We start from the raw sequence: 23295 nt of genomic DNA, 5'->3' as shown, positions 1-23295 counted from the left end.
ACTCGGTCGTTGATTAAAGGATGATAAGCGTCGTGCTCGTCATCCTTTCCGGTCGCGGGCACCGTTGATCCCGAGTCCGGCCGGGAAGCGCACGCGGAGCAGGACGACGAGACCGAGCAGGATGACGGCGACGAGCCCCAGGATCCCCCAGTACTGGGCACCGCCCAGCGTCACCGCCACGGAGAAGGCGAGGGGTGCCAGGAAGCTTGCGGCGCGGCCCGTCGTCGCGTACAGGCCGAACGCCTCGGCCTCGTGGCCGGGGGTGGCCAGTCGACCGAGGAGCGCGCGGCTGGCCGACTGTGCCGGCCCGACGCATCCGGAGAGGACGAGTCCGCAGACCCAGAAGACGGTCGTCCCGCCGTCGTGCAGGAAGAAGACGCCCAGGCCCGCGGCCACCAGGATGACGAGCGACCAGACGACGACGCGGCGCGGGCCGACCTTGTCGTCCAGCCAACCCCCGACGAAGGTCGAGAGTCCGGCGACGAGGTTCGCCGCGATCGCGAACACGATGACCTCGCTCGCGGAGAAGCCGAAGGTCCCGGAGGCGATGACGGCCCCGAACGTGAAGACCCCGGCGAGTCCGTCGCGATAGATCGCGCTGGCGACGAGGTACCAGAGCGTCGAGCGCTGAGTGCGCCACAGGCCGGCGATGTCGCGGCCGAGCTTGCGGTACGCGTCTGCGACGCCGAGGGAGGTCCTGGCCGCCGTGCGCGGCTCCTCCGGGACCATGGTGAGGACCGGGACGGCGAAGAGCGCGAACCAGAAGGCCGAGATCAGCACCGAGACGCGGATGTTCATCCCGTCCTCGCCCGTCACACCGAACCACCCGACGTCGGGGTTGATGAAGCCGACGAAGAGGACGAGGAGGAGGACGATGCCACCCACGTACCCCGCGCCCCAGCCCCATCCGCTCACGCGGCCGATCGTGTCCGGCGTCGAGATCTGCAGGAGCAGGGCGTTGTAGGCCACCGACGCGAGCTCGAAGAACACGTTGCCGACGCTCAGCAGGACGACCCCGAGGATCACCGCGTCCGAGAGCGAGCCCGGCTCGGGGCGGACGAAGAACATCGCGACCATCGAGGCGAAGACCATGGCCGAGTTGATGCCGAGCCAGAGCTTGCGTCGTCCGGACGCGTCCGCGAGCGTCCCGATCGCGGGGGCGAGGACGGCGATCACCAGGCCGGCCGCTGCGAGTCCCCAGCCGAGCCACGCGGAGTGCTCCGCCATGACGGCCGTCGCGTCCGCGCCCTGCTCGACGAAGTCCTCGCTCGTGATCCAGCGGGTGAAGACGAAGGTGGTGACGACGGCGTTGAACGCGGCCGACCCCCAGTCCCAGAGGGACCAGGCCACGACCTGGCGACGGCGGCCCCCTGACGCAGGCGCGGGCACAGTGGCGGAGGTCACGTCGTCGGGCATGTCGTGATCGTAGCCGTCGAGGGGGTTCGCGAGGCGGCCGGCGGCACGGCGCGGGCGTGCCGGGTGTCGTGGCCGCTAACCTCAGGGGCATGACACGTGTCCTCGTCCTCAACGGACCCAATCTCGCCCGTCTGGGCGTCCGCGAGCCCGACGTCTACGGGCACACGAGCTACGACGGTCTGGTGGAGGCGGCCGCGGGGTGGGGTGGCGCCCTGGGCTTCGAGGTCGAGGTCCGCCAGACCGACGACGAGGCCGAGATCGTCGCATGGCTCCACGAGGCCGTCGACACGAGGTCGCACGTGGTGATCAACCCTGCGGCGTTCACGCACTACTCCTATGCGTTGCGGGACGCGGCCGCGCAGGTCACCCACGGCGGGCTGCGGCTGATCGAGGTCCACATCTCCAACCCGTACGCACGGGAGGAGTTCCGTCACCGGTCTGTCGTCGGCGCGGTCGCGACGGGGACGATCGCCGGGTTCGGCGTCGGGTCGTACCGCCTGGCTCTCGAGGCTCTGCGTGAGCTGGTCGGGGACGGAGCCGATGCCTAGATCGGTCAGCATCAAGGTTCAGAACTTGATCCGGGCGGATCAAGTCTGTACTATGGATTCATGTTCGTCCTGACGATCGACCAGCGTGGCAGCACCCATGCGTCCGACGAGGTGCCCGCGCTGCTCGACGCGCTGACCGAGACCTCGCCGACGGCGCTGCTCCTGCCGTACGAGCGGACGGTCGGCGACGAGGTCCAGGGTCTGCTCGTCGACGCGGCGACGGTCGTCGAGACGGTCCTGAGGATCGCGGGCCGTGGCGGGTGGAGCGTCGGTCTCGGCATCGGGTCCGTCCGTGAGCCGCTGCCCGGCAGCACCCGCGAGGCGACGGGGGACGCCTACGTCCGGGCGCGCGACGCCGTCGACCGGGCGAAGGGCCGTGGGCTGACCGTCCCGCTGGCCGTGACCGGAGCCGACGAGGAGCGCGCGCACGACACCGAGGCCTTCCTCCGGCTGCTCGCTGCGGTCGTGGCCCGCCGCTCGACGGCGGGGCACGACGCCGTCGCCGCGCTCCGGCGGGTCGGGGGGACCCAGAAGGAGGCGGCAGCCGAGCTCGGCATCAGCGAGCAGGCGATGAGCCAGCGACTTCGCGCTGCGCTCCACGACGAGGTCGAGGCGGCACGCCCGGTGGCGGTCCGCATGCTGCAGGAGGCAGACGGATGAGCGAACCCTGGTTGACGATCGTGTCCGTCGTGATCGGGGCCGGTGCCCTGGCCGCGAGCGTCGGCGGGGGGAGCCTGATCGTCCCCTGGGTCCTGCGATCGGCGTCCCGCGGGGCGGCGCAGGACGACGGGCCTGCGGGGGCACAAGCCGTCGCCGCGCTGCGCGGGGGCACGTGGATCGGGATCCTCGAGCGACTCGCCGTCACCGGGTGCCTGCTCGCCGGCTACCCCGCGGGGATAGCCGTCGTCGTCGCGATCAAGGGGCTCGGTCGGTATCCCGAGCTGCGCGAGCGGCCGGTCGCGTCGGAGCGGTTCGTGATCGGGACGCTCGCGTCGATGGGCTGGGCAGGGCTGGCGGGACTGCTCGGAGTCTGGGTGATCGGGCTGCTGGCGTAGACTGGACCGAGTTTTCGCGCGGCGGCACGTCCCCGCGCCCATCCGACACGACGACAGGAAGTTCTCACCCGTGGCAACGAGCAATGACATCAAGAACGGCACCGTCCTGCGTATCGACGGCCAGCTCTGGTCGATCATCGAGTTCCAGCACGTCAAGCCGGGCAAGGGTGGCGCGTTCGTCCGCACCAAGATGAAGAACGTCCTGTCCGGCAAGACGGTCGACAAGACGTTCAACGCCGGTGCCAAGATCGAGACCGCGAGCGTCGACCGTCGCGACATGCAGTACCTGTACCAGGACGGCGACGACTTCGTCTTCATGGACACGGACACGTACGACCAGCTGATGGTCCCGGCCACCGTCGTGGGCGACGCCAGCAACTACATGCTCGAGGGCATGATGGTGAACGTCGCGCAGAACGACGGCAACCCGCTCTACGTCGACCTGCCCGCCTCCGTGGTCCTCGAGGTCACGTACACCGAGCCCGGCCTGCAGGGGGACCGCTCCACGGGCGGCACCAAGCCCGCCACGCTCGAGACCGGCGCCGAGATCCAGGTCCCGCTCTTCCTCGAGCAGGGCACCAAGGTCAAGGTCGACACCCGTGCGGGGACGTACCTCAGCCGCGTGAACGACTGACATGGGCGCCCGGACCAAGGCGCGCAAGCGCGCCCTCGACGTGCTCTTCGAGGCCGACCAGCGCGAGGTCGACGCGGGGACCCTTCTCGCCGACCGCGTCGTCGAGCCCGGCACCGAGGCGGCGCTCCCGCAGTACACCGTCGAGATCGTCGAGGGTGTGCTCGAGCACCGTGAACGGATCGACGAGATCCTGTCGACGTACTCGCACGGCTGGACGATCGAGCGGATGCCGTCGGTGGACCGTGCGCTGCTGCGGATCGGCACCTGGGAGATGCTCTTCAACGACGACGTCCCCGACGTGGTCGCCATCGACGAGGCCGTGGACCTGACACGCGGTCTGTCCACGGACGAGTCCCCGGACTTCGTCAACGGACTCCTCGGCCGGATCCTCTCGCTGAAGCCGACGCTGCTCGCCTGACGAGACCTCGCCACGCGAGCCACGACGACCCCGCACCCCGACCGGTGCGGGGTCGTCGCCGTCTGTGACGCATCTCGCGCGCCGCATGCTGGATGCGTGGGCGGAGCACTCTGGCGGGCGCGCTAGTCTGAGCGTGTCAGAGATCCTTTAAGACTCGTCCAGTGAGGCGAGGAAGGAGCCAGAATGACTCGCTCACCTGTGCCCGCAGACGACGCACCCGCGTCCCCGAGCAGCGCCGGTCGCCCCGAGGGCACGGTCGTCCTCGGCGAGGCCGACATCTCCCGGGCACTGACCCGGATCGCCCACGAGATCCTCGAGCGCAACCGCGGCGCTGCCGACGTCCTTCTTCTCGGAATCCCGACGCGCGGCGTCCCGCTCGCACAGCGTCTGGCGCGTCGAATCGCGGAGGTCGAGCCGCAGGCAGACCCCGCGACCCTCGTCGGCCGCCTCGACGTGACGATGTACCGGGACGACCTGCGGAACAACCCCACGCGGACGATCGGGCGGACGGACGTGCCCGCCGGCGGCATCGACGGGAAGGTCGTCGTCCTCGTGGACGACGTCCTCTACTCGGGCCGGACCATCCGCGCGGCCCTCGACGCGATCGTCGATCTAGGTCGGCCCCGCGCGGTGCAGCTCGCCTGCCTCGTCGACCGCGGGCACCGCGAGCTGCCGATCCGGCCGGACTTCGTCGGCAAGAACCTGCCGACCGCCACCGACGAGCGTGTCCTCGTGCGCCTTGCGGAGACCGACCGCGACAACGCGGACTGCGTCGTCATCGCCGGGGGTGCTCGATGAGACATCTGCTCTCGACCCAGGACATCTCTCGCGACGAGGCCGTCCGCATCCTCGACACGGCCGCCCAGATGGCGGCGACGCAGGGCCGCGAGATCAAGAAGCTCCCCACGCTGCGGGGGCGGACCGTCGTCAACCTCTTCTACGAGGACTCCACCCGGACCCGTATCTCGTTCGAGACCGCGGCGAAGCGGCTCTCGGCGGACGTGATCAACTTCTCGGCCAAGGGCTCGAGCGTCTCCAAGGGCGAGTCCCTCAAGGACACCGCCCTGACGCTGCAGGCGATGGGCGCCGACGCCGTGGTGTGTCGGCACCAGGCCTCGGGAGCTCCGCACCTGCTGGCGAACGCCGGCTGGTTGGACGCCGCCGTCGTCAACGCGGGTGACGGCATGCACCAGCACCCCACGCAGGCGCTCCTCGACGCGTTCACGATGCGCCGCCACCTTGCGACGTACCTTGCGGGAGGCGCGGCACGTCCGGACGACGACGTGGCCGACGGCACGGACCTCGCCGGGCTGCGTGTCGCCATCGTCGGTGACGTCCTGCACTCCCGCGTCGCGCGGTCGAACGTTCACCTGCTGGCCACGCTCGGCGCGCACGTGACCCTGGTCGCCCCGCCCACGCTCCTCCCGGTCGGCGTCCAGACGTGGCCGTGCGACGTGTCGTTCGACCTCGACGCCACGCTCCGGGACGTCGCGCCCGACGCGATCATGATGCTGCGCGTGCAGCGGGAGCGGATGAGCGGGAGCGGCAGCGGCGGGGGAGCGTTCTTCCCCAACCCGCTCGAGTACACCCGCAAGTACGGGCTCGACCCGCGCCGTCTGGCGACCCTCGCCCCGCACGCGATCGTGATGCACCCCGGACCGATGAACCGGGGGCTCGAGATCTCCGCCGAGGCGGCCGACTCGCCGCGTTCGGTCATCGTCGAGCAGGTCGGCAACGGCGTGGCCGTGCGCATGGCAGTTCTCTACCTCCTCCTGTCGGGGGACAACTCCGAAGGGACGACACTCTGATGAGCACGACGACCATCCTCCGCGGCGCCCGGCCGACGGGCGGCGACCCCGTCGACCTGGTGCTGCGCGACGGCGTCATCGCCGAGATCCTCGACGAGGGGACCGCGTCGCACGAGGGCGCGGCCGTCGTCGACGCCACCGGTCTGGTCGCCCTCCCCGGACTCGTCGACCTGCACACGCACCTGCGCGAGCCGGGCCGCGAGGACGCCGAGACGATCGCCTCGGGAACGCGCGCTGCGGCAGCCGGCGGCTTCACCGCCGTCCACGCCATGGCGAACACGACGCCGGTCGCGGACACGGCAGGCGTCGTCGAGCAGGTCTGGCGGATCGGACGCGACGCCGGCTGGGTGGACGTCCACCCCGTGGGTGCCGTCAGCGTCGGCCTCGACGGGACGCAGCTCGCGGAGCTCGGCGCCATGGCCGACTCGGCGGCGCGTGTCCGCGTCTTCTCCGACGACGGCAAGTGCGTGCACGACCCGATCCTGATGCGACGGGCCCTGGAGTACGTCAAGGCGTTCGACGGTGTCGTCGCCCAGCACGCCCAGGAGCCGCGCCTCACGGAGGGCGCCCAGATGAACGAAGGTGTCGTCTCGGCGGAGATCGGGCTCACCGGCTGGCCCGCGGTCGCGGAGGAGGCGATCATCGCCCGCGACGTGCTGCTGGCCGAGCACGTCGGCTCCCGTCTGCACGTCTGCCACCTCTCCACGGCAGGGTCGGTCGACCTGGTCCGGTGGGCGAAGAAGCGCGGCGTCGACGTCACGGCCGAGGTCACGCCGCACCACCTCCTGCTGACCGACGATCTGGCGCGCGACTACGACCCGACGTTCAAGGTCAACCCGCCCCTGCGGACGGCTGAGGACGTCGAGGCCGTCCGCGCGGGTCTCGCCGACGGGACGATCGACATCGTCGCGACCGACCATGCCCCGCACACCCGTGAGGACAAGGACTGCGAGTGGGCCGCCGCCGCCTTCGGCATGACCGGCCTCGAGACCGCGCTCTCCGTCGTGCAGGCGACGATGGTCGACACAGGGCGCATGAACTGGGCGGACGTCGCCCGGGTGCTCTCCGCGGCACCGGCCCGGATCGGTCGGATCGACAGCGGGGACCGCGCGCAGGGTCGACCGCTCGCGGTCGGCGAGCCGGCGAACGTCGTGCTGGTCGACCCCGCGGCGACCCGGGTCGTCGACGGGGCGGAGCAGGCGACGGCGAGCACGAACACGCCCTTCCGCGGGCGGGAGCTCCCCGGGCGGGTCGTCGCGACGTTCCTGCGCGGTCGCGCGACGGTGCTCGACGGGTCTCCGGTGGAGGTGACCGCATGAACCTGCCCCAACCCGTCGCCGTCGCCATCTGGGTCGTCGTCGGTCTGGTCCTCGTCGCTCTGGTGGTCCGCGGGTTCGTGCGGATGCGGCGCCGTGGCGTCGACACGATCGGGGACCTGCCGGGACGTCCCGACGACCTCGGCGAGATCGTTCTCGGCGCCGTCGACGTGACCTACGTCAGCTCCACCCTGGCAGGAGAGGCGCTCGCCCGGGTCGGTGTCCACCACCTCGGGGACCGCTCCCGGGGGACGGCCACCGTCCACGAGAACGGCGTCGTCGTCGAGCGGTCGGGAAGCGCCCCGCTCTACGTCGGACGCTCCGCGCTGGAGGGCGTCCACATCACCAACGGAATGGTGGGCAAGCAGCTCGGGACGGGCACCATCGTCGTGCTCACCTGGAAGGCGCCCGCGACCGCACCGAACGACAGCATCACCCTGGACACAGGCCTGCACGTGCGACGAACGAGCGATCGCGAGCAGCTCATCGCCGCGATCGACGCACTCGTCCCATCCACCATCGACGGGGAGGAAACCTCGTGAGCATCGCACCCACCGCGCCGCTGCGCGCACCAGCCACGACGGACGAGGCCGTGCTCGTCCTCGAGGACGGCCGGACCGTCGTCGGGCGCGCGTACGGCGCCCGCGGCACGACCGTCGGCGAGATCGTCTTCAACACCGGCATGACCGGGTACCAGGAGACGCTGACCGACCCGTCGTACCACCGGCAGATCGTCGTCATGACCGCCCCGCACATCGGAAACACGGGGGTCAACGACGACGACGACGAGTCCCAGCAGATCTGGGTCAGCGGCTTCGTCGTCCGCGACCCCGCGCGGCGGGCCTCGAACTGGCGCGCCACACGGACCCTCGACGAGGACCTGGAGTCGCAGGGCGTCGTCGGGATCAGCGACATCGACACGCGCGCCCTCACGCGTCATCTGCGGGAGCTCGGCACGATGCGGGCCGGGATCTTCTCGGGCGAGTCGCTCGAGAACGACGGGGTCCGTCGCCCGACGGCGGACCTGGTCGCCGAGGTCAAGGCTGCTCCGCGCATGGCAGGGGCCGACCTGGCGAAGGAGGTCAGCGTCTCCGAGGCCTACACGGTCGAGCCGCAGGGCGTCGACGAGGCGACCGCCACGGTCGTCGCCGTCGACCTCGGCATCAAGTCGATGACGCCGCAGCGGCTCGCCGAGCGCGGGCTCCGGGTCCACGTCGTGCCGAGCATCACGACGATCGACGAGATCGTCGCCCTCGCCCCGGACGGCGTCTTCTTCTCCAACGGTCCGGGCGACCCGGGAGCGGCGACCGTCGAGGTCGACCTGCTCCGGTCGGTCCTGGACCGCCGCATCCCGTACTTCGGGATCTGCTTCGGCAACCAGATCCTCGGCCGCGCCCTCGGGTACGGCACGTACAAGCTCGGGTACGGCCACCGCGGCATCAACCAGCCGGTGATGGACCGCCGCACGGGCAAGGTCGAGGTGACGGCGCACAACCACGGCTTCGCCGTCGACGCCCCGCTCGAGGGTGAGTCCACCGCACCGCACGACGGCGGACGGTACGGCCGCGTCGTCGTGTCCCACGTCGGGCTGAACGACCAGGTCGTCGAGGGGCTCGAGTGCCTCGACCTCCCGGCGTTCTCCGTGCAGTACCACCCGGAGGCCGCGGCGGGTCCGCACGACGCCGCCTACCTGTTCGACCGCTTCGTCGAGCTCATGACGACCCAGAAGGAGGCCTCCGATGCCGCGCAGAACTGATCTCAAGAGTGTCCTGGTCATCGGCTCCGGCCCGATCGTCATCGGCCAGGCCTGCGAGTTCGACTACTCCGGCACCCAGGCGTGCCGCGTCCTGAAGGAGGAGGGCCTCCGGGTCATCCTCGTGAACTCGAACCCGGCGACGATCATGACCGACCCGGAGTTCGCCGACGCGACCTACGTCGAGCCGATCACGACCGAGGTCCTGACCACCATCATCGCGAAGGAGCGGCCGGACGCGCTGCTGCCCACGCTGGGCGGGCAGACGGCGCTGAACGCGGCGATCGACCTGGACAACGCCGGCGTGCTCGCCGAGTACGGCGTCGAGCTCATCGGTGCGAACATCCCCGCCATCCAGAAGGGCGAGGACCGCCAGCAGTTCAAGGACGTCGTCGAGAAGTGCGGGGGAGAGAGCGCCCGGAGCGCCATCATCCACACCGTCGACGAGGCGATCGCGGCGGCCGACGACCTGGGATACCCCATGGTGGTGCGTCCGTCGTTCACCATGGGCGGGCTGGGTTCCGGGATCGCGTACGACGAGCGCGACCTGCGCCGCATCGTCGGTGCCGGTCTGCACTACTCGCCGACCACGGAGGTCCTGCTCGAGGAGTCGATCCTCGGGTGGAAGGAGTACGAGCTCGAGCTCATGCGCGACAAGCACGACAACGTCGTGGTGGTCTGCTCGATCGAGAACGTCGACCCCGTCGGCGTGCACACCGGTGACTCGATCACCGTGGCCCCGTCGCTGACCCTGACGGACCGTGAGTTCCAGAACCTCCGGGACATCGGCATCGCCGTCATCCGCGAGGTCGGTGTCGACACGGGCGGCTGCAACATCCAGTACGCCGTGCACCCCGAGACCGGTCGTGTGGTCGTCATCGAGATGAACCCGCGCGTCTCCCGCTCGTCCGCCCTCGCCTCGAAGGCGACCGGCTTCCCGATCGCGAAGATCGCCGCCAAGCTCGCCGTCGGGTACACCCTCGACGAGATCCCGAACGACATCACGCAGGTCACCCCGGCGTCGTTCGAGCCCACGCTCGACTACGTCGTGGTGAAGGTCCCGCGGTTCGCGTTCGAGAAGTTCCCCGCGGCCGACCCGACACTCTCGACCACCATGAAGTCGGTCGGCGAGGCGATGGCGCTCGGGCGCAACTTCACCGAGGCGCTCGGCAAGGCGTTGCGCTCGATCGACAAGTCGGGGTCCGTCTTCCACTGGGACGGAGAGCCGCTCGGCGGTGCCGACCTGGACGCGCTGCTCGTGAAGATCGCCCGTCCGACGGAGAACCGTCTCATCGGCGTGCAGCAGGCGCTGCGTTCCGGGGCCACGCTGGAGCAGGTCTTCGAGGCCACGAAGATCGACCCGTGGTACCTGGACCAGATCCAGCTCGTCAACGAGGTAGCGGCCGAGGTGGCCGGTGCGGACGCGCTGACGTCGACGCTCCTGCACCGGGCAAAGCGTCACGGACTCTCCGACGCGCAGATCGCCGCGCTGCGGAACATGTCGGAGTCGACCCTCCGCGAGGTCCGCAAGGCGCTCGGCGTCCGGCCCGTGTACAAGACCGTCGACACGTGCGCGGCCGAGTTCGCCGCCGCGACGCCGTACTTCTACTCGACCTACGACGACGAGTCCGAGGTCGCGCCGCGCGAGCGCCCCGCGGTGATCATCCTGGGCTCCGGCCCGAACCGGATCGGTCAGGGCATCGAGTTCGACTACTCGTGCGTCCACGCGACCCTCGCGCTGAGGGACCGGTTCGAGACCGTGATGGTGAACTGCAACCCGGAGACGGTCTCGACCGACTACGACACCTCCGACCGGCTCTACTTCGAGCCGCTGACGTTCGAGGACGTCCTGGCGGTGTACGAGTCCGAGCTCGCCGCTGGCCCGGTCGAGGGGATCATCGTCCAGCTGGGCGGGCAGACCCCGCTCGGCCTGGCGCAGCGACTGGCCGACGCCGGCCTGCCGATCCTGGGCACGAGCCCCGAGGCCATCGACATGGCCGAGGACCGGGGGGCCTTCGGCCGGGTCCTCGAGGCCGCGGGCCTGCCTGCACCGCAGTTCGGCACCGCGCTGTCCCTGACCGAGGCGCAGGAGACGGCCGAGAGGATCGGTTACCCGGTGCTCGTCCGCCCGTCGTACGTCCTCGGTGGTCGCGGGATGGAGATCGTCTACTCGCGCGAGCAGCTGACCGGCTACGTCGAGCGTGCGCTCGAGGCGGCCGGCGAGGTCGCCCGCGCGAGCGCCGGCCTGCCCGCCCCGTTGCTGATCGACCGCTTCCTCGACGACGCGATGGAGATCGACGTCGACGCGCTGTACGACGGGACGGACCTGTACCTGGGCGGCGTCATGGAGCACATCGAGGAGGCCGGCATCCACTCCGGCGACTCGGCGTGCGTCCTCCCGCCGGTCACGCTCAGCGAGTCCGAGATCGCACGGATCCGTCGGTCGACCGAGGCGATCGCCGCCGGCGTCGGCGTGCGCGGTCTGCTCAACATCCAGTTCGCGCTCGTCTCGGACGTGCTCTACGTCCTCGAGGCGAACCCCCGCGCGTCGCGGACGGTCCCGTTCGTCTCGAAGGCGACCGGCACCCCGCTGGCCAAGGCCGCGTCGCTGATCATGACGGGCTCGACGATCGCCGAGCTCCGCGCCGAGGGTGTGCTGCCCGCGACCGGTGACGGTGGCGATCTCGACCTCGACGCCCCGATCGCCGTCAAGGAGGCGGTGCTGCCCTTCAAGCGGTTCCGTACCGACGACGGCACCGTCGTCGACACCCTGCTCGGCCCGGAGATGCGCTCGACCGGCGAGGTCATGGGGTTCGACGCGGACTTCCCACGCGCCTTCGCGAAGTCCCAGGCGGCTGCCTTCGGCGGTCTTCCGACGTCGGGCTCCGTCTTCGTCTCGACGGCGGACCGTGACAAGCGCGCGATCATCTTCCCGATCAAGCGGCTCGCCGAGCTCGGTTTCGACATCCTGGCGACGACGGGAACCGCGAACGTCCTGCGGCGCAACGGCATCAGCGTCACGACGGTGCGCAAGAACTCCGACGGTCGGGGCCCGGACGGGGAGCCCACGATCGTGGACCTGATCACGGACGGCAAGGTGGACCTCGTGGTCAACAGCCCGTCGGGTCAGGGCGCCCGTGCCGACGGCTACGAGATCCGCGCGGCCACGACGGCGGCCGACAAGACGATCGTCACCACCGTCCAGCAGCTGGCCGCGGCCGTGCAGGGCATCGAGGCGGTCCTCGAGGGTCCGTTCGACGTGTCCAGCCTTCAGGAGCACGACGCGCGGGCGAACGCACGATGACCGCGGCGTTCGGGGCGCGCCTCGCCGCCGCGATGGACGAGCACGGTCCGTTGTGCGTGGGGATCGACCCGCACCCGGGGCTCCTCGCGTCGTGGGGTCTTCCCGACGACGTGGGCGGGCTCCGGGAGTTCGCGCTGCGTGTCGTCGACGTGCTCGGCGGACGGGTGGCTGCCCTCAAACCGCAGTCGGCGCTCTTCGAGCGGCACGGGGCCGCGGGTATGGCGGTTCTCGAGGACGTCGTCTCGGCCGCTCGCGCGGCAAGCACGCTCACGATCGTGGACGCCAAGCGGGGCGACATCGGCTCGACGATGGCCGGCTACGCCGACGCGTTCCTGTCCGACGGCTCACCGCTGGCCGGCGACGCGGTCACCGTCTCGCCCTACCTCGGGTTCGGCTCGCTGAGCCCGGCGGCGGAGCTTGCTGCGCGTACCGGACGGGGGATCTTCGTCCTCTGCCTCACGTCCAACAAGGAGGGGCACGAGGTCCAGCACGCCGTCGGATCCGACGGGGCGAGCGTCGCCGCGTCCGTCGCGGCCCAGGCGGCCGTCCTCAACGCAGGTGCGGACCCGATGGGCTCGGTCGGGCTCGTGGTCGGGGCGACCGTCGGGGACGCGGTGCGCGAGACGGGCACGGATCTCGAGGCGGTCAACGGTCCGTTGCTCGCTCCTGGGCTCGGTGCCCAGGGCGCCGGCGCGGCGGAGCTCGCGAAGGTCTTCGGAGCGGCACGCCCGCGGGTGCTGGCGTCGACGTCACGTGCCGTGCTCGGTGCCGGACCGGACGGCCTGCCCGACGCGGCGCGTACGGCGGCCGACGAGGCACGTGGTGCTCTGAGGGCCTGACCTGCGTGGTCGTCCTCGGCGCGTTGCCGTTGCCACATCTGTGCGTGCTCGTTACTTTCGGTCCACGGGGTGTGACCCCGACCGCATGTGCGGGACTCCGCATCGACCGAGAAGGTGACTTGCGTGGCACTTCCGAACCTGACGCCCGAACAGCGCACGGCAGCGCTGGAGAAGGCTGCCGAGGCGCGCCGTGTGCGGGCCGAGATCAAGAACCGCCTGAAGTACTCGCAGGGCTCCTTGCGAGAGGTCGTCGAGCTGGGCCAGAAGGACGACGTCGTCGGCAAGCTGAAGGTGTCGGCGCTGCTCGAGGCGTTGCCAGGCGTGGGCAAGGTCAAGGCCCGTGCGATCATGGAGGAGATCGGCATTGCCGAGACCCGTCGCGTGCGGGGACTGGGACCGCACCAGTCCGCCGCCCTCATCGAGAGGTTTGGCTGAGATTTCCGCTGCATCCACCGGGGTTCCCGCGGAACCCCGTCCTGCCCGACTGACCGTACTTGCCGGACCCACCGCCGTGGGCAAGGGCACCGTCTCCGCCGACGTGCGCGAGCGCTACCCCGACGTCTGGTTGTCCGTCTCGACGACGACGCGTCCGCCCCGCCCGGGGGAGATCGAGGGGGTGCACTACCACTTCGTCTCCCCGGAGGAGTTCGACGCACTCGTCGCCGACGGGCAGATGCTCGAGTGGGCCGTGGTCCACGGGCGCAACCGGTACGGCACCCCCCGGGCCGCGGTCGAGCAGCGACTGGCCGACGGGGTCAGCGCGCTGCTGGAGATCGACCTGCAGGGAGCCCGACAGGTCCGAGAGTCGATGCCCGACGCACGCTTCGTCTTCCTCGCCCCGCCGTCGTGGGAGGAGCTCGAACGACGCCTGGTCGGGCGGGGGACCGAGGGGCCGGAGGAGCGCGAACGGCGGCTGGAGACCGCGCGCGTCGAGCTGGCTGCGGAACCGGAGTTCGACGTCGTGATCGTGAACGACGACGTTCACCGCGCCACGGACGAGCTCGTCCGTGTGATGGGGATCGACCCCGTCTCGGCCGGTCGACTGGACAGCAGCGACTAGAATATTGACGACGTCCCGCGCCCAGCGCGGGTGCCAGCTGCGGGACCACCGCAGGACGAGCCAACCCACGGAGCCCACTGTGTCCGGAACCATCGCTGCCCCCGAGGGCATCACCGACCCGCCCATCGACAAGCTCCTCGAGCGTGCCGACTCGAAGTACGCGCTCGTCATCTACGCGGCCAAGCGTGCCCGTCAGATCAACGCGTACTACTCGCAGCTCAACGAGGGCCTCCTCGAGAACGTCGGCCCGCTCGTCGAGACGCGCAACCAGGAGAAGCCGCTCTCGATCGCCATGCGTGAGATCGACCAGGGGCTGCTCACGATCACGCCGTCGGAGCCCGAGCCCGCCGCCTCCTGATCGTCGATGCGCGTCCTCCTTGGCGTCAGCGGAGGGATCGCGGCCTACAAGGCCGTGCTCCTGCTGCGTCTTCTGCGTGAACAGGGCCACCGCGTCCGCGTGATCCCCACCGAGGCCGCTCTGCGGTTCGTGGGGGCACCGACGTGGGAGGCCCTGTCCGGCGAACCCGCGACCGCGGCCGTCTTCGAGGACGTCGAGCACGTGCCGCACGTCGCCCTCGGCCAGGAGGCCGACCTCGTCGTCGTGGCCCCTGCCACCGCGGACCTCCTGGCCCGGGCAGCTCATGGTCGCGCCGACGACCTCCTGACGTCCGCCCTGCTCACGGCGCGCTGTCCCGTCGTGATGGCACCGGCGATGCACACCGAGATGTGGGAGCACCCGGCGACCGTCGCGAACGTCGAGACGCTCCGTTCCCGGGGTGTCACCGTGGTCGAGCCGGCCTCGGGGCGCCTGACGGGTACGGACACCGGGCCGGGCAGGCTGCCGGAGCCGGAGGAGATCCTCACGGCCGCGCTGTCGGCGGTTCGCGCCTCCGGCGATCTCGCCGGTCGACAGGTCGTGGTCTCGGCCGGAGGCACTCGCGAGCCGATCGACCCGGTCCGGTTCCTCGGAAACCGGTCGAGCGGACGCCAAGGTGTCGAGCTCGCCCGGGCTGCGACGGCCCGTGGTGCCGTCGTCACGCTGGTCGCCGCCAACGTCGAGGTGCCGGTGCATCCGTCGGACGTCCGGCAGATCGTGCGCGTCGGGTCGGCGCTCGAGCTCGAGACCGCCGTCCGGGACGCTGCACGCGACGCCGACGTCGTGGTGATGGCGGCCGCCGTCGCCGACTTCCGGCCCGCCCGGACCCCCGAGACGAAGATCAAGAAGGTCGCGGGGCAGGCGCCGGCCGCGATCGAGCTCGTGGAGAACCCCGACATCCTCGCGGGCCTGGCCCGCGACCGCGCCCGCGCCGGGCAGATCGTGGTCGGGTTCGCCGCCGAGACCGGCGACGAGAACGGCTCGGTGATCGACCACGGGCGCGTCAAGGCTCGACGCAAGGGTGCGGACCTGCTCGCGGTGAACGAGGTCGGTGCGCACCGGGGCTTCGGGGTCGCGGACAACACCGTGACGATCGTCGACCCCGACGGCGTCGTCGTCGGGCACTCGACCGGCACCAAGCGGGACGTGGCCGACGGGATCTGGGATGCCGTGGTGGGGTTGCTCCCGCCCGCGTGAAGCGCGTCTCATCTCGCAGTGCGGATGCCTCTGACCAGCCTTCAAGACAGTAGGGTGTGACCCATGACCGAACTGCGCCTGTTCACCTCGGAGTCAGTGACGGAAGGCCACCCGGACAAGGTCTGTGACCAGATCTCGGACGCCATCCTCGACGCGCTGCTGGACCAAGACCCGCACGCACGTGTCGCCGTCGAGACGATGGTGACGACCGGTCTCGTCCACGTCGCGGGCGAGGTGACCACCGAGGACGCGTACGTCGAGATCCCGCAGATCGTCCGGGACGTCGTGCGCCGCATCGGGTACACGTCGTCGGACGTCGGGTTCGACGGCTCCTCGTGCGGCGTGTCCGTGTCGATCGGGCAGCAGTCGCCCGACATCGCCCAGGGTGTCGACAAGTCGATGGAGCAGCGGGTGGACTCCGCGGACCTCGACCCGCTCGACGCGCAGGGCGCCGGGGACCAAGGGCTGATGTTCGGCTACGCGTGCGACGACACCCCGACACTCATGCCCCTGCCCGGCTACCTCGCGCACCGCCTCGCCGAGCGCCTGGCCACCGTGCGCCGGGAGGGGATCGTGGCAGGGCTTCGCCCCGACGGCAAGACGCAGGTGACGATCGGCTACGACGGCGACCGGGCGGTCACCCTCGACACCGTGGTCGTCTCGACGCAGCACGCGCCGGACGTCTCGCAGTCCTGGCTCGCCGAGCAGATCTCCACGCACGTGATCGACCCGGTGGTCGTCGAGCTCGGCGTCGAGCTCGACATCAGCGCCATGCGCGTGCTGGTCAACCCGACGGGCACGTTCGTCATCGGCGGCCCCCAGGGTGACGCGGGGTTGACGGGTCGCAAGATCATCGTGGACACCTACGGCGGGATCGCACGCCACGGGGGTGGGGCCTTCTCGGGCAAGGACCCGTCGAAGGTCGACCGCTCCGCCGCCTACGCCACGCGGTGGGTCGCCAAGAACGTGGTCGCCGCCGGGCTGGCGCGCCGCTGCGAGGTCCAGGTGGCCTACGCGATCGGCAAGGCGCAGCCGGTCGGCCTCTATGTCGAGACGTTCGGCACCGAGACGGTCCCGACGGCCCGCATCGCCGCAGCGATCCGCGAGGTCTTCGACCTGCGGCCGGCGGCGATCGTCCGCGACCTGGACCTGCTCCGTCCGATCTATTCGCAGACGGCGACCTACGGGCACTTCGGACGGGAGCTCGACGACTTCACCTGGGAGCGCACGGATCGCGTCGACGCGCTTCGCGCCGCCGTCTAGCGTCTGCCGGACGCCGTCGGTGGCTCGTGCTCCAATGGTCGCGTGACGAAGGACAGCGCGGGTGAGCAGGACACGCTGCTCGACGTGCCGGCGACGCCGGTCCGTCGGCGTGCCGCCCGAGGGGCTGCCGCGATCGCCGCAGCGGCGCCGGTCGCGCGGGTCACGCTCGACCTGGCGCCTGCACACCTGGACCGGATCTTCGACTATCTCGTCCCCGAGTCGATGGACGCGGCGGCACAGCCAGGGGTACGGGTCAAGGTGCGGTTCGGCTCCCAGGACGTCGACGGGTACGTGCTCGCCCGCGCCGACACGACGAGCCACGACGGGACGTTGCAGCGGATCCGGCGTGTCGTCTCGGACGAACGTGTCCTGACGCCCGAGGTGGCCGTCCTCGCGCGGGCCGTGGCCGACCGGTGGAGCGGGACGATGGCCGACGTCCTGCGTCTCGCCGTCCCCCCTCGTCACGCTCGCGCAGAGCTTGCCGGCGCCGCCGTCGACGACCCCGACCCCGGGGCCGCGCCCGTCCGGACGCCCGACCCCGACGTTGTTTCCGCACACGACCGTGTCGCGCGGCACTGGGAGCTCTACCGCGGAGGTGCGGCTCTCCTGCAGCGGATCAGCGCAGGAGGCGACCCCCGTGCGGTCTGGACGGCTCTTCCCGGCCGAACCGTCGCGATTCCCGAGGTCGAGGACTGGGCGGCCGGGTTGGCCGCGCTCGCGCGGACGGCGGCCACCGCGGGCCGTGGTGTGATCGTCGTCCTGCCGGACAAGCGGGACGTCGACCACCTGGCCCGGGCTCTCGACGCCACCGGCTGGTCGTGCTGCACGGCCCGGACACCGGGGGACTACGTGCGACTGGAGGCAGACGCGGGGCCGTCGCCCCGGTACCGCAGCTTCCTGTCCGCGCTGCACGCCGACGTCCGGGTCGTGATCGGCACCCGCGCCGCGGCCTATGCCCCCGTCGCAGGTCTCGGCCTCGTGGTCTGCTGGGAGGACGGTGACGACTCCCTGGCAGAGCCACGGGCCCCCTACGCCGCCGCGCGAGACGTCCTCGCTCTCCGGAGCGAGCTCGAGGGAGCGGCGTTCGTCGTCGGGTCGCACGGTCGCACGGTCTCGGCCCAGGCCCTGCTCGCCTCGGGGTGGGCGCGTGAGGTGTCGGCGGCCCGAGACGTGGTCCGGAGCTCCGCGCCCCGGGTCCGTGCCTTGACGTCGACCGAGCTCGCGTCGGAGGGTGCGGGCGCGGCGGCGCGTCTGCCGACGGCGGCGTGGCGGACGGCCCGTCAGGCTCTGGTCGACGGACCCGTGCTCGTCCAGGTGCCACGGGCCGGCTACATCCCGGTCGTGGCGTGCTCCCGGTGCCGCGCGTCGGCTCAGTGCCCGCGGTGCCACGGTCCGCTGGGCCTCGCCGGACAGCGGTCGACGCCGCAGTGCTCCTGGTGCGGTCATCTGGCAGCAGGCTGGCGGTGCGACGAGTGCGGCAACGACGCGCTGCGGTCCGTACGGGTGGGGTCGGGGCGGACGGCCGAGGAGCTCGGACGGGCGTTCCCCGGCGTCCCCGTCCGGCAGTCCGGGGCGTCGGCACCGGGCGGTGTCCTCTCGCGTGTCGAGGCACGTCCAGCGCTCGTCGTCGCCACGCCGGGTGCCGAACCCGTCGTCGACGGCGGGTACGCGGCCGCGCTGCTGCTCGACGCCGCGGTCAGCACGGCCTCTGTCCGGCTCACGGCGGCCGAGCGCGCCGTCGGCCGGTGGATGGGTGCGGCGTCGCTGGTGCGACCGGCGTCCGACGGAGGTGTGGTCCTCCTCGTCGGCGACGCCGCACCTGCTCCGACCAACGCTCTGGTCCGTTGGGACCCGGCCGGGCTGGCCGACCGCGAGCTCGCCGAGCGTGTGGAGCTGTCGCTCCCACCCGCCGTGCGGATCGCGTCGGTGAGCGGCGACCGCGAGGCCGTGAGCGCGGTGGTCTCGCGAGTCGGTCTCGCACGGGAGCATGCCGACTTCGTCGTCCTCGGTCCGGTCGAGATCGAGCGCGACGAGCGGAGGACGACCGACCGGACGCTCGCGCGGCCGGTGCGTACCGTGCTGCGCGTACCGGTCGGTGAGGGAGGCAGGCTCGCCAAGGAGCTCGCAGCGTCGCTCGCCGTCCGCAGCGCGCGACGCGAGGGCGGCTCGGTCCGCGTACGACTCGACCCCGAGGAGATGCTGTGACGATCGACACGGTCCTCTACGACTTCGGCAACGTGCTCGTCGGGTGGGACCCGCGACGTGCCCTGGTCGGCCCGATGTCGCCGGAGGACGTCGACACGTTCTTTCGTGAGGTCGACTTCGACGCGTACAACCGTGCGCGGGACGCCGGGCGGACGATCGCCGAGGAGGCCGAGCTCGTCGCGCGCGAGCACCCGGAGCACGCGGAGGCGTTCGCGCTCTACATCGACCGGTTCGAGCTGTCCCTCACCGGTCCGGTGGAAGGTTCCGCCGAGCTGGTCGACGAGCTCGCCGAGGCAGGGCTGCGGCTGTTTGGCCTGACCAACTGGTCGGCAGAGCTCTTCGGGGCGGCCGCTCACGCCGCCCCGGCGACGACGCGGATGGAGCAAGTTCTCGTGTCCGGCCGCGAGCGGCTGGTCAAGCCCGATCCCGCGATCTTTCGCCTCGCTCGCGACCGCTTCGGCCTCGACCCCACGGCGACGGTCTTCGTCGACGACAGCGCCGAGAACGTCGAGGCAGCGTCGGCCCTCGGCTTCTGCACCGTGCGCTTCCGCAGCACGTCCCAGCTCCGGGACGAGCTCCGCCGGCTCGGGGTCGACGTCCGGCTGCCGGGCCGCCGGGAGCCGGGCGCCTAGACTCTTGTTCATGCGTGTCCTCTTCGCCGGTACCCCCGAGGTAGCCGTCCCCGCCCTTGATGCACTGCTCGACTCGGAGCACGAGGTCGTCGCCGTCCTCACCCGTGCCGACGCGCCCGCCGGTCGTGGCCGTCGGCTGCGACCGAGCCCGGTCCGCGTGCGTGCCGAGGAGGCAGGCGTCCCCGTGATCACCGACCGACCGCGAGACCCGGGATTCGTCGACACGCTCGCGGGTCTCGACATCGACTGCGCCCCCGTCGTGGCGTACGGCGAGATCCTGCGCCGCGACGTGCTGGCCGTCCCGCGCCTCGGATGGGTCAACCTCCACTTCTCGATCCTTCCGGCCTGGCGGGGTGCAGCGCCCGTCCAGCGGGCGATCATCGCGGGCGACGAGATCAGCGGGGCCTCGACGTTCCTCATCGAGGAAGGGCTCGACACCGGGCCCGTCCTCGGCACGGCGACAGAGACGATCCGCCCCCGGGACACCGCGGGCGACCTCCTGGACCGCCTGGCTGCATCCGGCGCCGGACTCCTTGTCGCCACCCTGGACGCGATCGCCGACGGGTCGGCCGCCCCCGTGCCCCAGGGTGCGGACGGCGTCTCCGTCGCCTCCAAGCTCGCGCCTGCCGACGCCCTGGTCCGGTGGGCCGACCCGGCCTTCGCCGTCGACCGGCTCGTCCGTGGCTGCACGCCCGCTCCGGGCGCGTGGACGACGTTGCCCGACGGCGCCCGCCTCGGCCTCGGTCCGGTGCGTCCGCGCCCGGATGTGACCGACCTGCGCCCGGGCGAGCTGCGAGCGCTCAAGAAGGAGGTGCTCGTCGGGACCGGCACGCACGCGGTCGAGCTCGGCGACGTCGCACCCGTGGGCAAGAAGCCGATGCACGCGCCCGACTGGGCCCGCGGTGCCCGCCTCGGGGACGACGTCGTGCTCGGCGTTCGGGCGCGACCGGACGAGGGCGTCGCGGAGGAGAAGGCATGAGCGCCGACCGGCGCGACGCCAAGGGACGCCAACGTGGAGCGGCCCGGGCCCGCGGTGCGCGGAACCAGTCGCAGCAGGCGCCGGGTCAGCGCCGTCGGACGGGCGACCCAGCACGCAACGCCGCCTACGACGTCCTGCGGCAGGTCGCAGACTCGGACGCCTACGCGAACCTGGTCCTGCCGCCGCTCCTCCGTGAGCGCGGCATCGTCGGTCGGGACGCCGCGTTCGCGACGGAGCTCGCGTACGGGACGCTCCGGATGCTGGGTCGATACGACGCCGTGCTCGCGCAGTGCGTCGACCGACCGCTCGACCGGGTCGACCCCGCGGTTCTTGACGTCCTGCGGCTGGGCGCGCACCAGGTGCTGGGCATGCGGGTCGCGACGCACGCCGCCGTCTCCGAGACCGTCGCGCTGACCCGTGAGCGTGTGGGCGCAGGTCCTGCCCAGTTCGTCAACGCCGTCCTGCGCAAGGTCAGCGCCCGGCCGCTCGGCCAGTGGCTCGAGGTGCTCGCCTCGCAGGCACCGGACGACCTGGCGCGGCTTGCCGTCACGCAGAGCCATCCGGCGTGGATCACCAGGGCGCTCCGTGAGGCGCTCGTCGCGTCGGGCCGGTCGGCCTCCGAGCTCGGCGACCTGCTGGCCGCCGACAACGAGGCCCCCCGCGTGACGCTCGTCGCCCGCCCGGGGCTGTCTGCCGTGGCTGACCTGAACGGTGCGGAGCCGGGCCGGTGGGCCACCACCGCGGCGGTCCTCCAGGGCAGCGACCCCGGTGCGCTCGAGGCGGTCCGCGACGGCACGGCCGGCGTGCAGGACGAGGGCAGCCAGCTCGTCACGCTGGCCCTCGCCGGCGCCGTCGTGGACGGCCCTGACGAGCGGTGGCTCGACATGTGCGCGGGTCCCGGAGGCAAGGCGGCGCTGCTGGGCGCGATCGCCGCCGAACGTGGTGCCCGCGTCGTGGCCAACGAGTCCCAGGAGCACCGCACCGAGCTGGTCCGTCGGTCGATGAAGGCGGTACCGCGTGCGGCGGTGGAGAGCATCCGGACGGGTGACGGGCGCGACATCGGCACCGACGAGCCCGCCGCATACGACCGTGTGCTGCTCGACGCGCCGTGCACCGGTCTGGGCGCGCTTCGACGTCGGCCCGAGTCGCGGTGGCGGCGGACGCCGTCCGACCTCGGGACGTTGACGGCGCTGCAGCGCGAGCTGCTCGACTCGGCTCTCGACGCCGTCCGTCCCGGGGGAGTGGTGGGCTACGTCACGTGTTCGCCCCACATGGCCGAGACGCAGGTCGTCGTCGACGACGTCCTGCGGCGTCGTGCCGACGTCGAGCGTCTCGACGCCGCGGAGGCGGTCCGTGCCGTCGCCACGACCGAGATCCCGCTCACCGACCGCACGGACGTCCAGCTGTGGCCGCACGTCCACGGCACGGACGCCATGCACCTGACGTTGCTGCGCCGACGCGCGTGACACGGCGGGCCTAGGCTGGGGCCATGTCAGCTCTGATCGCCCCCAGCATCCTGTCCGCCGACTTCGCGAACCTCGAGCGCGACCTTCATCGGATCTCGAACGCCGACTACGCGCACGTCGACGTCATGGACAACCACTTCGTCCCCAACCTGACGCTGGGGCTCCCGGTCTTCGAGCGTCTCGCCCAGGTCTCGCCGATCCCGCTCGACGCGCACCTCATGATCGAGGACCCCGACCGGTGGGCGCCGGCCTACGCCGAGGCAGGGGCTGCCTCGGTCACGTTCCACGCCGAGGCGGCGACCGCGCCGGTCCGGCTCGCGCGCGAGATCCGACGGCTCGGGGCGAGGGCGTGCGTCGCCTTCCGGCCGGCGACGCCGGTCGAGCCGTTCGTCGACCTGCTCGGCGAGGTCGACATGCTCCTCCTGATGACCGTGGAGCCGGGGTTCGGCGGTCAGTCCTTCATCGAGGGGACGTTGCCGAAGATCCGGCGTGCACGACGGGCTGTCGCGGACGCGGGCCTGCAGGTCCGGATCCAGGTCGACGGGGGAGTGAGCAGGGAGACGATCGAGCGCGCGGCCGAGGCGGGTGCCGACGTGTTCGTCGCAGGCTCGGCCGTGTACGGGGCCGACGACGTCGCGGGGGAGATCACCACACTGCGTCGTCTCGCTGACGGAGCGCACGCGTAGGGAGAGTCGGGCGACGCCGGACGGGAGGGGCAGGACGACTGTCCGCTCCTCCCTTTCCTCGACGATAAAATAGTGTGCCAAGCACACATTACGCGCCTTGACGCGACCAAACCGGGACCTCACCCCAAAGGCAGCACATACGCCAGGAGTCGACCCTGGCCAGATGTGGGATCATGAACGTGCAAGTACGCAACAACGTGCTCCGGGGTCGGTGAAAGTCCGAGCCGGCGGTGACAGTCCGCGACCCGCGCTTCGGCGCGGTTGACCTGGTGGAACTCCGGGACCGACGGTGAAAGTCCGGATGGGAGGAACACGTGGCGGCGCGGGGAGACCTGTGTCG

23 protein-coding genes and 1 riboswitch are annotated in these 23295 nt (G+C 71.5%); of the genes, 22 read left to right on the top strand and 1 reads right to left on the bottom strand.

What is annotated here, in order from left to right:
• Nucleotides 1-39: 39 nt before the first annotated feature.
• Nucleotides 40-1416, bottom strand: coding sequence for an MFS transporter (locus Q343_RS0110000; protein ID WP_052367094.1), 1377 nt, complete (start codon nt 1414-1416; stop codon nt 40-42).
• Nucleotides 1417-1505: 89 nt separating this feature from the next.
• Between Q343_RS0110000 and Q343_RS0109995 the strand changes: the two genes are divergently transcribed.
• The 22 genes from Q343_RS0109995 to rpe all read left to right on the top strand — a co-directional run bounded on the left by Q343_RS0109995 (nt 1506) and on the right by rpe (nt 22955).
• Entirely contained in the window at nt 1506-1964 is a 459-nt protein-coding gene (locus Q343_RS0109995; protein ID WP_029253449.1) for a type II 3-dehydroquinate dehydratase, read from the top strand.
• A 60-nt stretch (nt 1965-2024) separates the two neighbouring features.
• Nucleotides 2025-2624 carry a helix-turn-helix domain-containing protein gene (locus Q343_RS0109990; RefSeq protein ID WP_029253448.1) on the top strand — a complete coding sequence of 200 codons (600 nt, stop codon included), beginning with the start codon at nt 2025-2027 and terminating at the stop codon, nt 2622-2624.
• Nucleotides 2621-3019 carry a hypothetical protein gene (locus tag Q343_RS0109985; RefSeq protein WP_029253447.1) on the top strand — a complete coding sequence of 133 codons (399 nt, stop codon included), beginning with the start codon at nt 2621-2623 and terminating at the stop codon, nt 3017-3019. The genes Q343_RS0109990 and Q343_RS0109985 overlap by 4 nt, the downstream gene beginning before the upstream one ends.
• Before the next feature lie 70 nt (nt 3020-3089).
• Nucleotides 3090-3653 (top strand): elongation factor P, encoded by a 564-nt coding sequence (gene efp / locus Q343_RS0109980; protein WP_029253446.1) that lies wholly within the window; start codon nt 3090-3092, stop codon nt 3651-3653.
• Nucleotide 3654: 1 nt separating this feature from the next.
• Nucleotides 3655-4071: a transcription antitermination factor NusB gene (nusB, locus tag Q343_RS0109975; RefSeq protein WP_029253445.1), complete on the top strand. Its 417-nt coding sequence runs from the start codon at nt 3655-3657 to the stop codon at nt 4069-4071.
• A 183-nt stretch (nt 4072-4254) separates the two neighbouring features.
• The gene (pyrR, locus tag Q343_RS0109970; RefSeq protein WP_029253444.1) at nt 4255-4869 is read left to right on the top strand and encodes a bifunctional pyr operon transcriptional regulator/uracil phosphoribosyltransferase PyrR; all 615 of its coding nucleotides are present in this window, start codon (nt 4255-4257) and stop codon (nt 4867-4869) included.
• Nucleotides 4866-5879 (top strand): aspartate carbamoyltransferase catalytic subunit, encoded by a 1014-nt coding sequence (locus Q343_RS0109965; RefSeq protein WP_029253443.1) that lies wholly within the window; start codon nt 4866-4868, stop codon nt 5877-5879. Before pyrR ends, Q343_RS0109965 begins: the two co-directional genes overlap by 4 nt.
• A complete protein-coding gene (locus Q343_RS0109960) occupies nt 5879-7198 on the top strand; it encodes a dihydroorotase (protein WP_029253442.1) in 1320 nt (439 codons plus the stop codon). The genes Q343_RS0109965 and Q343_RS0109960 overlap by 1 nt, the downstream gene beginning before the upstream one ends.
• The gene (locus Q343_RS0109955; RefSeq protein ID WP_052367093.1) at nt 7195-7737 is read left to right on the top strand and encodes a PH-like domain-containing protein; all 543 of its coding nucleotides are present in this window, start codon (nt 7195-7197) and stop codon (nt 7735-7737) included. Before Q343_RS0109960 ends, Q343_RS0109955 begins: the two co-directional genes overlap by 4 nt.
• Nucleotides 7734-8951 (top strand): glutamine-hydrolyzing carbamoyl-phosphate synthase small subunit, encoded by a 1218-nt coding sequence (gene carA, locus Q343_RS0109950; RefSeq protein WP_248616806.1) that lies wholly within the window; start codon nt 7734-7736, stop codon nt 8949-8951. Before Q343_RS0109955 ends, carA begins: the two co-directional genes overlap by 4 nt.
• Nucleotides 8935-12252, top strand: a complete 3318-nt coding sequence (carB, locus tag Q343_RS0109945; RefSeq protein WP_029253439.1) for a carbamoyl-phosphate synthase large subunit — start codon at nt 8935-8937, stop codon at nt 12250-12252. The genes carA and carB overlap by 17 nt, the downstream gene beginning before the upstream one ends.
• On the top strand, nt 12249-13091 hold the full coding sequence (gene pyrF, locus Q343_RS0109940; protein WP_029253438.1) for an orotidine-5'-phosphate decarboxylase: 843 nt from the start codon (nt 12249-12251) through the stop codon (nt 13089-13091). Before carB ends, pyrF begins: the two co-directional genes overlap by 4 nt.
• Nucleotides 13092-13214: 123 nt before the next feature.
• Nucleotides 13215-13526, top strand: a complete 312-nt coding sequence (mihF, locus tag Q343_RS0109935) for an integration host factor, actinobacterial type (protein WP_029253437.1) — start codon at nt 13215-13217, stop codon at nt 13524-13526.
• Nucleotides 13519-14151, top strand: coding sequence for a guanylate kinase (gene gmk, locus Q343_RS0109930; RefSeq protein WP_081829759.1), 633 nt, complete (start codon nt 13519-13521; stop codon nt 14149-14151). Before mihF ends, gmk begins: the two co-directional genes overlap by 8 nt.
• A gap of 79 nt (nt 14152-14230) precedes the next feature.
• Nucleotides 14231-14509 carry a DNA-directed RNA polymerase subunit omega gene (gene rpoZ, locus Q343_RS0109925; RefSeq protein WP_029253435.1) on the top strand — a complete coding sequence of 93 codons (279 nt, stop codon included), beginning with the start codon at nt 14231-14233 and terminating at the stop codon, nt 14507-14509.
• A gap of 6 nt (nt 14510-14515) precedes the next feature.
• A complete protein-coding gene (coaBC, locus tag Q343_RS0109920; protein ID WP_029253434.1) occupies nt 14516-15724 on the top strand; it encodes a bifunctional phosphopantothenoylcysteine decarboxylase/phosphopantothenate--cysteine ligase CoaBC in 1209 nt (402 codons plus the stop codon).
• Between the two features lie 63 nt (nt 15725-15787).
• Nucleotides 15788-16987 carry a methionine adenosyltransferase gene (gene metK / locus Q343_RS0109915; protein ID WP_029253433.1) on the top strand — a complete coding sequence of 400 codons (1200 nt, stop codon included), beginning with the start codon at nt 15788-15790 and terminating at the stop codon, nt 16985-16987.
• Nucleotides 16988-17029: 42 nt separating this feature from the next.
• Complete coding sequence (locus tag Q343_RS0109910; RefSeq protein WP_029253432.1) at nt 17030-19192, top strand: primosomal protein N' family DNA-binding protein; 2163 nt, start codon at nt 17030-17032, stop codon at nt 19190-19192.
• Nucleotides 19189-19824: an HAD family hydrolase gene (locus Q343_RS0109905; protein ID WP_029253431.1), complete on the top strand. Its 636-nt coding sequence runs from the start codon at nt 19189-19191 to the stop codon at nt 19822-19824. Before Q343_RS0109910 ends, Q343_RS0109905 begins: the two co-directional genes overlap by 4 nt.
• 10 nt (nt 19825-19834) lie before the next feature.
• On the top strand, nt 19835-20803 hold the full coding sequence (fmt, locus tag Q343_RS0109900; RefSeq protein ID WP_029253430.1) for a methionyl-tRNA formyltransferase: 969 nt from the start codon (nt 19835-19837) through the stop codon (nt 20801-20803).
• Entirely contained in the window at nt 20800-22269 is a 1470-nt protein-coding gene (locus Q343_RS0109895; protein ID WP_029253429.1) for an RsmB/NOP family class I SAM-dependent RNA methyltransferase, read from the top strand. The genes fmt and Q343_RS0109895 overlap by 4 nt, the downstream gene beginning before the upstream one ends.
• A 23-nt stretch (nt 22270-22292) precedes the next feature.
• On the top strand, nt 22293-22955 hold the full coding sequence (rpe, locus tag Q343_RS0109890; protein WP_029253428.1) for a ribulose-phosphate 3-epimerase: 663 nt from the start codon (nt 22293-22295) through the stop codon (nt 22953-22955).
• Between the two features lie 194 nt (nt 22956-23149).
• Nucleotides 23150-23272, top strand: a riboswitch (FMN riboswitch).
• Nucleotides 23273-23295: the final 23 nt, after the last annotated feature.

The sequence above is a fragment of the Paraoerskovia marina DSM 21750 genome, from assembly GCF_000701465.1.
Lineage (GTDB): Bacteria > Actinomycetota > Actinomycetes > Actinomycetales > Cellulomonadaceae > Paraoerskovia > Paraoerskovia marina.
This window is presented reverse-complemented; position numbering and strand designations above follow the sequence as displayed.

Bases quoted from the DNA above. Each gene is read 5' to 3' on its own strand.
- Q343_RS0110000 (WP_052367094.1), bottom strand. From the start codon at position 1,416: ATGCCCGACGACGTGACCTCCGCCACTGTGCCCGCGCCTGCGTCAGGG.
- Q343_RS0109995 (WP_029253449.1), top strand. From the start codon at position 1,506: ATGACACGTGTCCTCGTCCTCAACGGACCCAATCTCGCCCGTCTGGGC.
- Q343_RS0109990 (WP_029253448.1), top strand. From the start codon at position 2,025: ATGTTCGTCCTGACGATCGACCAGCGTGGCAGCACCCATGCGTCCGAC.
- Q343_RS0109985 (WP_029253447.1), top strand. From the start codon at position 2,621: ATGAGCGAACCCTGGTTGACGATCGTGTCCGTCGTGATCGGGGCCGGT.
- nusB (WP_029253445.1), top strand. From the start codon at position 3,655: ATGGGCGCCCGGACCAAGGCGCGCAAGCGCGCCCTCGACGTGCTCTTC.
- pyrR (WP_029253444.1), top strand. From the start codon at position 4,255: ATGACTCGCTCACCTGTGCCCGCAGACGACGCACCCGCGTCCCCGAGC.
- Q343_RS0109965 (WP_029253443.1), top strand. From the start codon at position 4,866: ATGAGACATCTGCTCTCGACCCAGGACATCTCTCGCGACGAGGCCGTC.
- Q343_RS0109960 (WP_029253442.1), top strand. From the start codon at position 5,879: ATGAGCACGACGACCATCCTCCGCGGCGCCCGGCCGACGGGCGGCGAC.
- Q343_RS0109955 (WP_052367093.1), top strand. From the start codon at position 7,195: ATGAACCTGCCCCAACCCGTCGCCGTCGCCATCTGGGTCGTCGTCGGT.
- carB (WP_029253439.1), top strand. From the start codon at position 8,935: ATGCCGCGCAGAACTGATCTCAAGAGTGTCCTGGTCATCGGCTCCGGC.
- pyrF (WP_029253438.1), top strand. From the start codon at position 12,249: ATGACCGCGGCGTTCGGGGCGCGCCTCGCCGCCGCGATGGACGAGCAC.
- coaBC (WP_029253434.1), top strand. From the start codon at position 14,516: ATGCGCGTCCTCCTTGGCGTCAGCGGAGGGATCGCGGCCTACAAGGCC.
- metK (WP_029253433.1), top strand. From the start codon at position 15,788: ATGACCGAACTGCGCCTGTTCACCTCGGAGTCAGTGACGGAAGGCCAC.
- fmt (WP_029253430.1), top strand. From the start codon at position 19,835: ATGCGTGTCCTCTTCGCCGGTACCCCCGAGGTAGCCGTCCCCGCCCTT.
- Q343_RS0109895 (WP_029253429.1), top strand. From the start codon at position 20,800: ATGAGCGCCGACCGGCGCGACGCCAAGGGACGCCAACGTGGAGCGGCC.
- rpe (WP_029253428.1), top strand. From the start codon at position 22,293: ATGTCAGCTCTGATCGCCCCCAGCATCCTGTCCGCCGACTTCGCGAAC.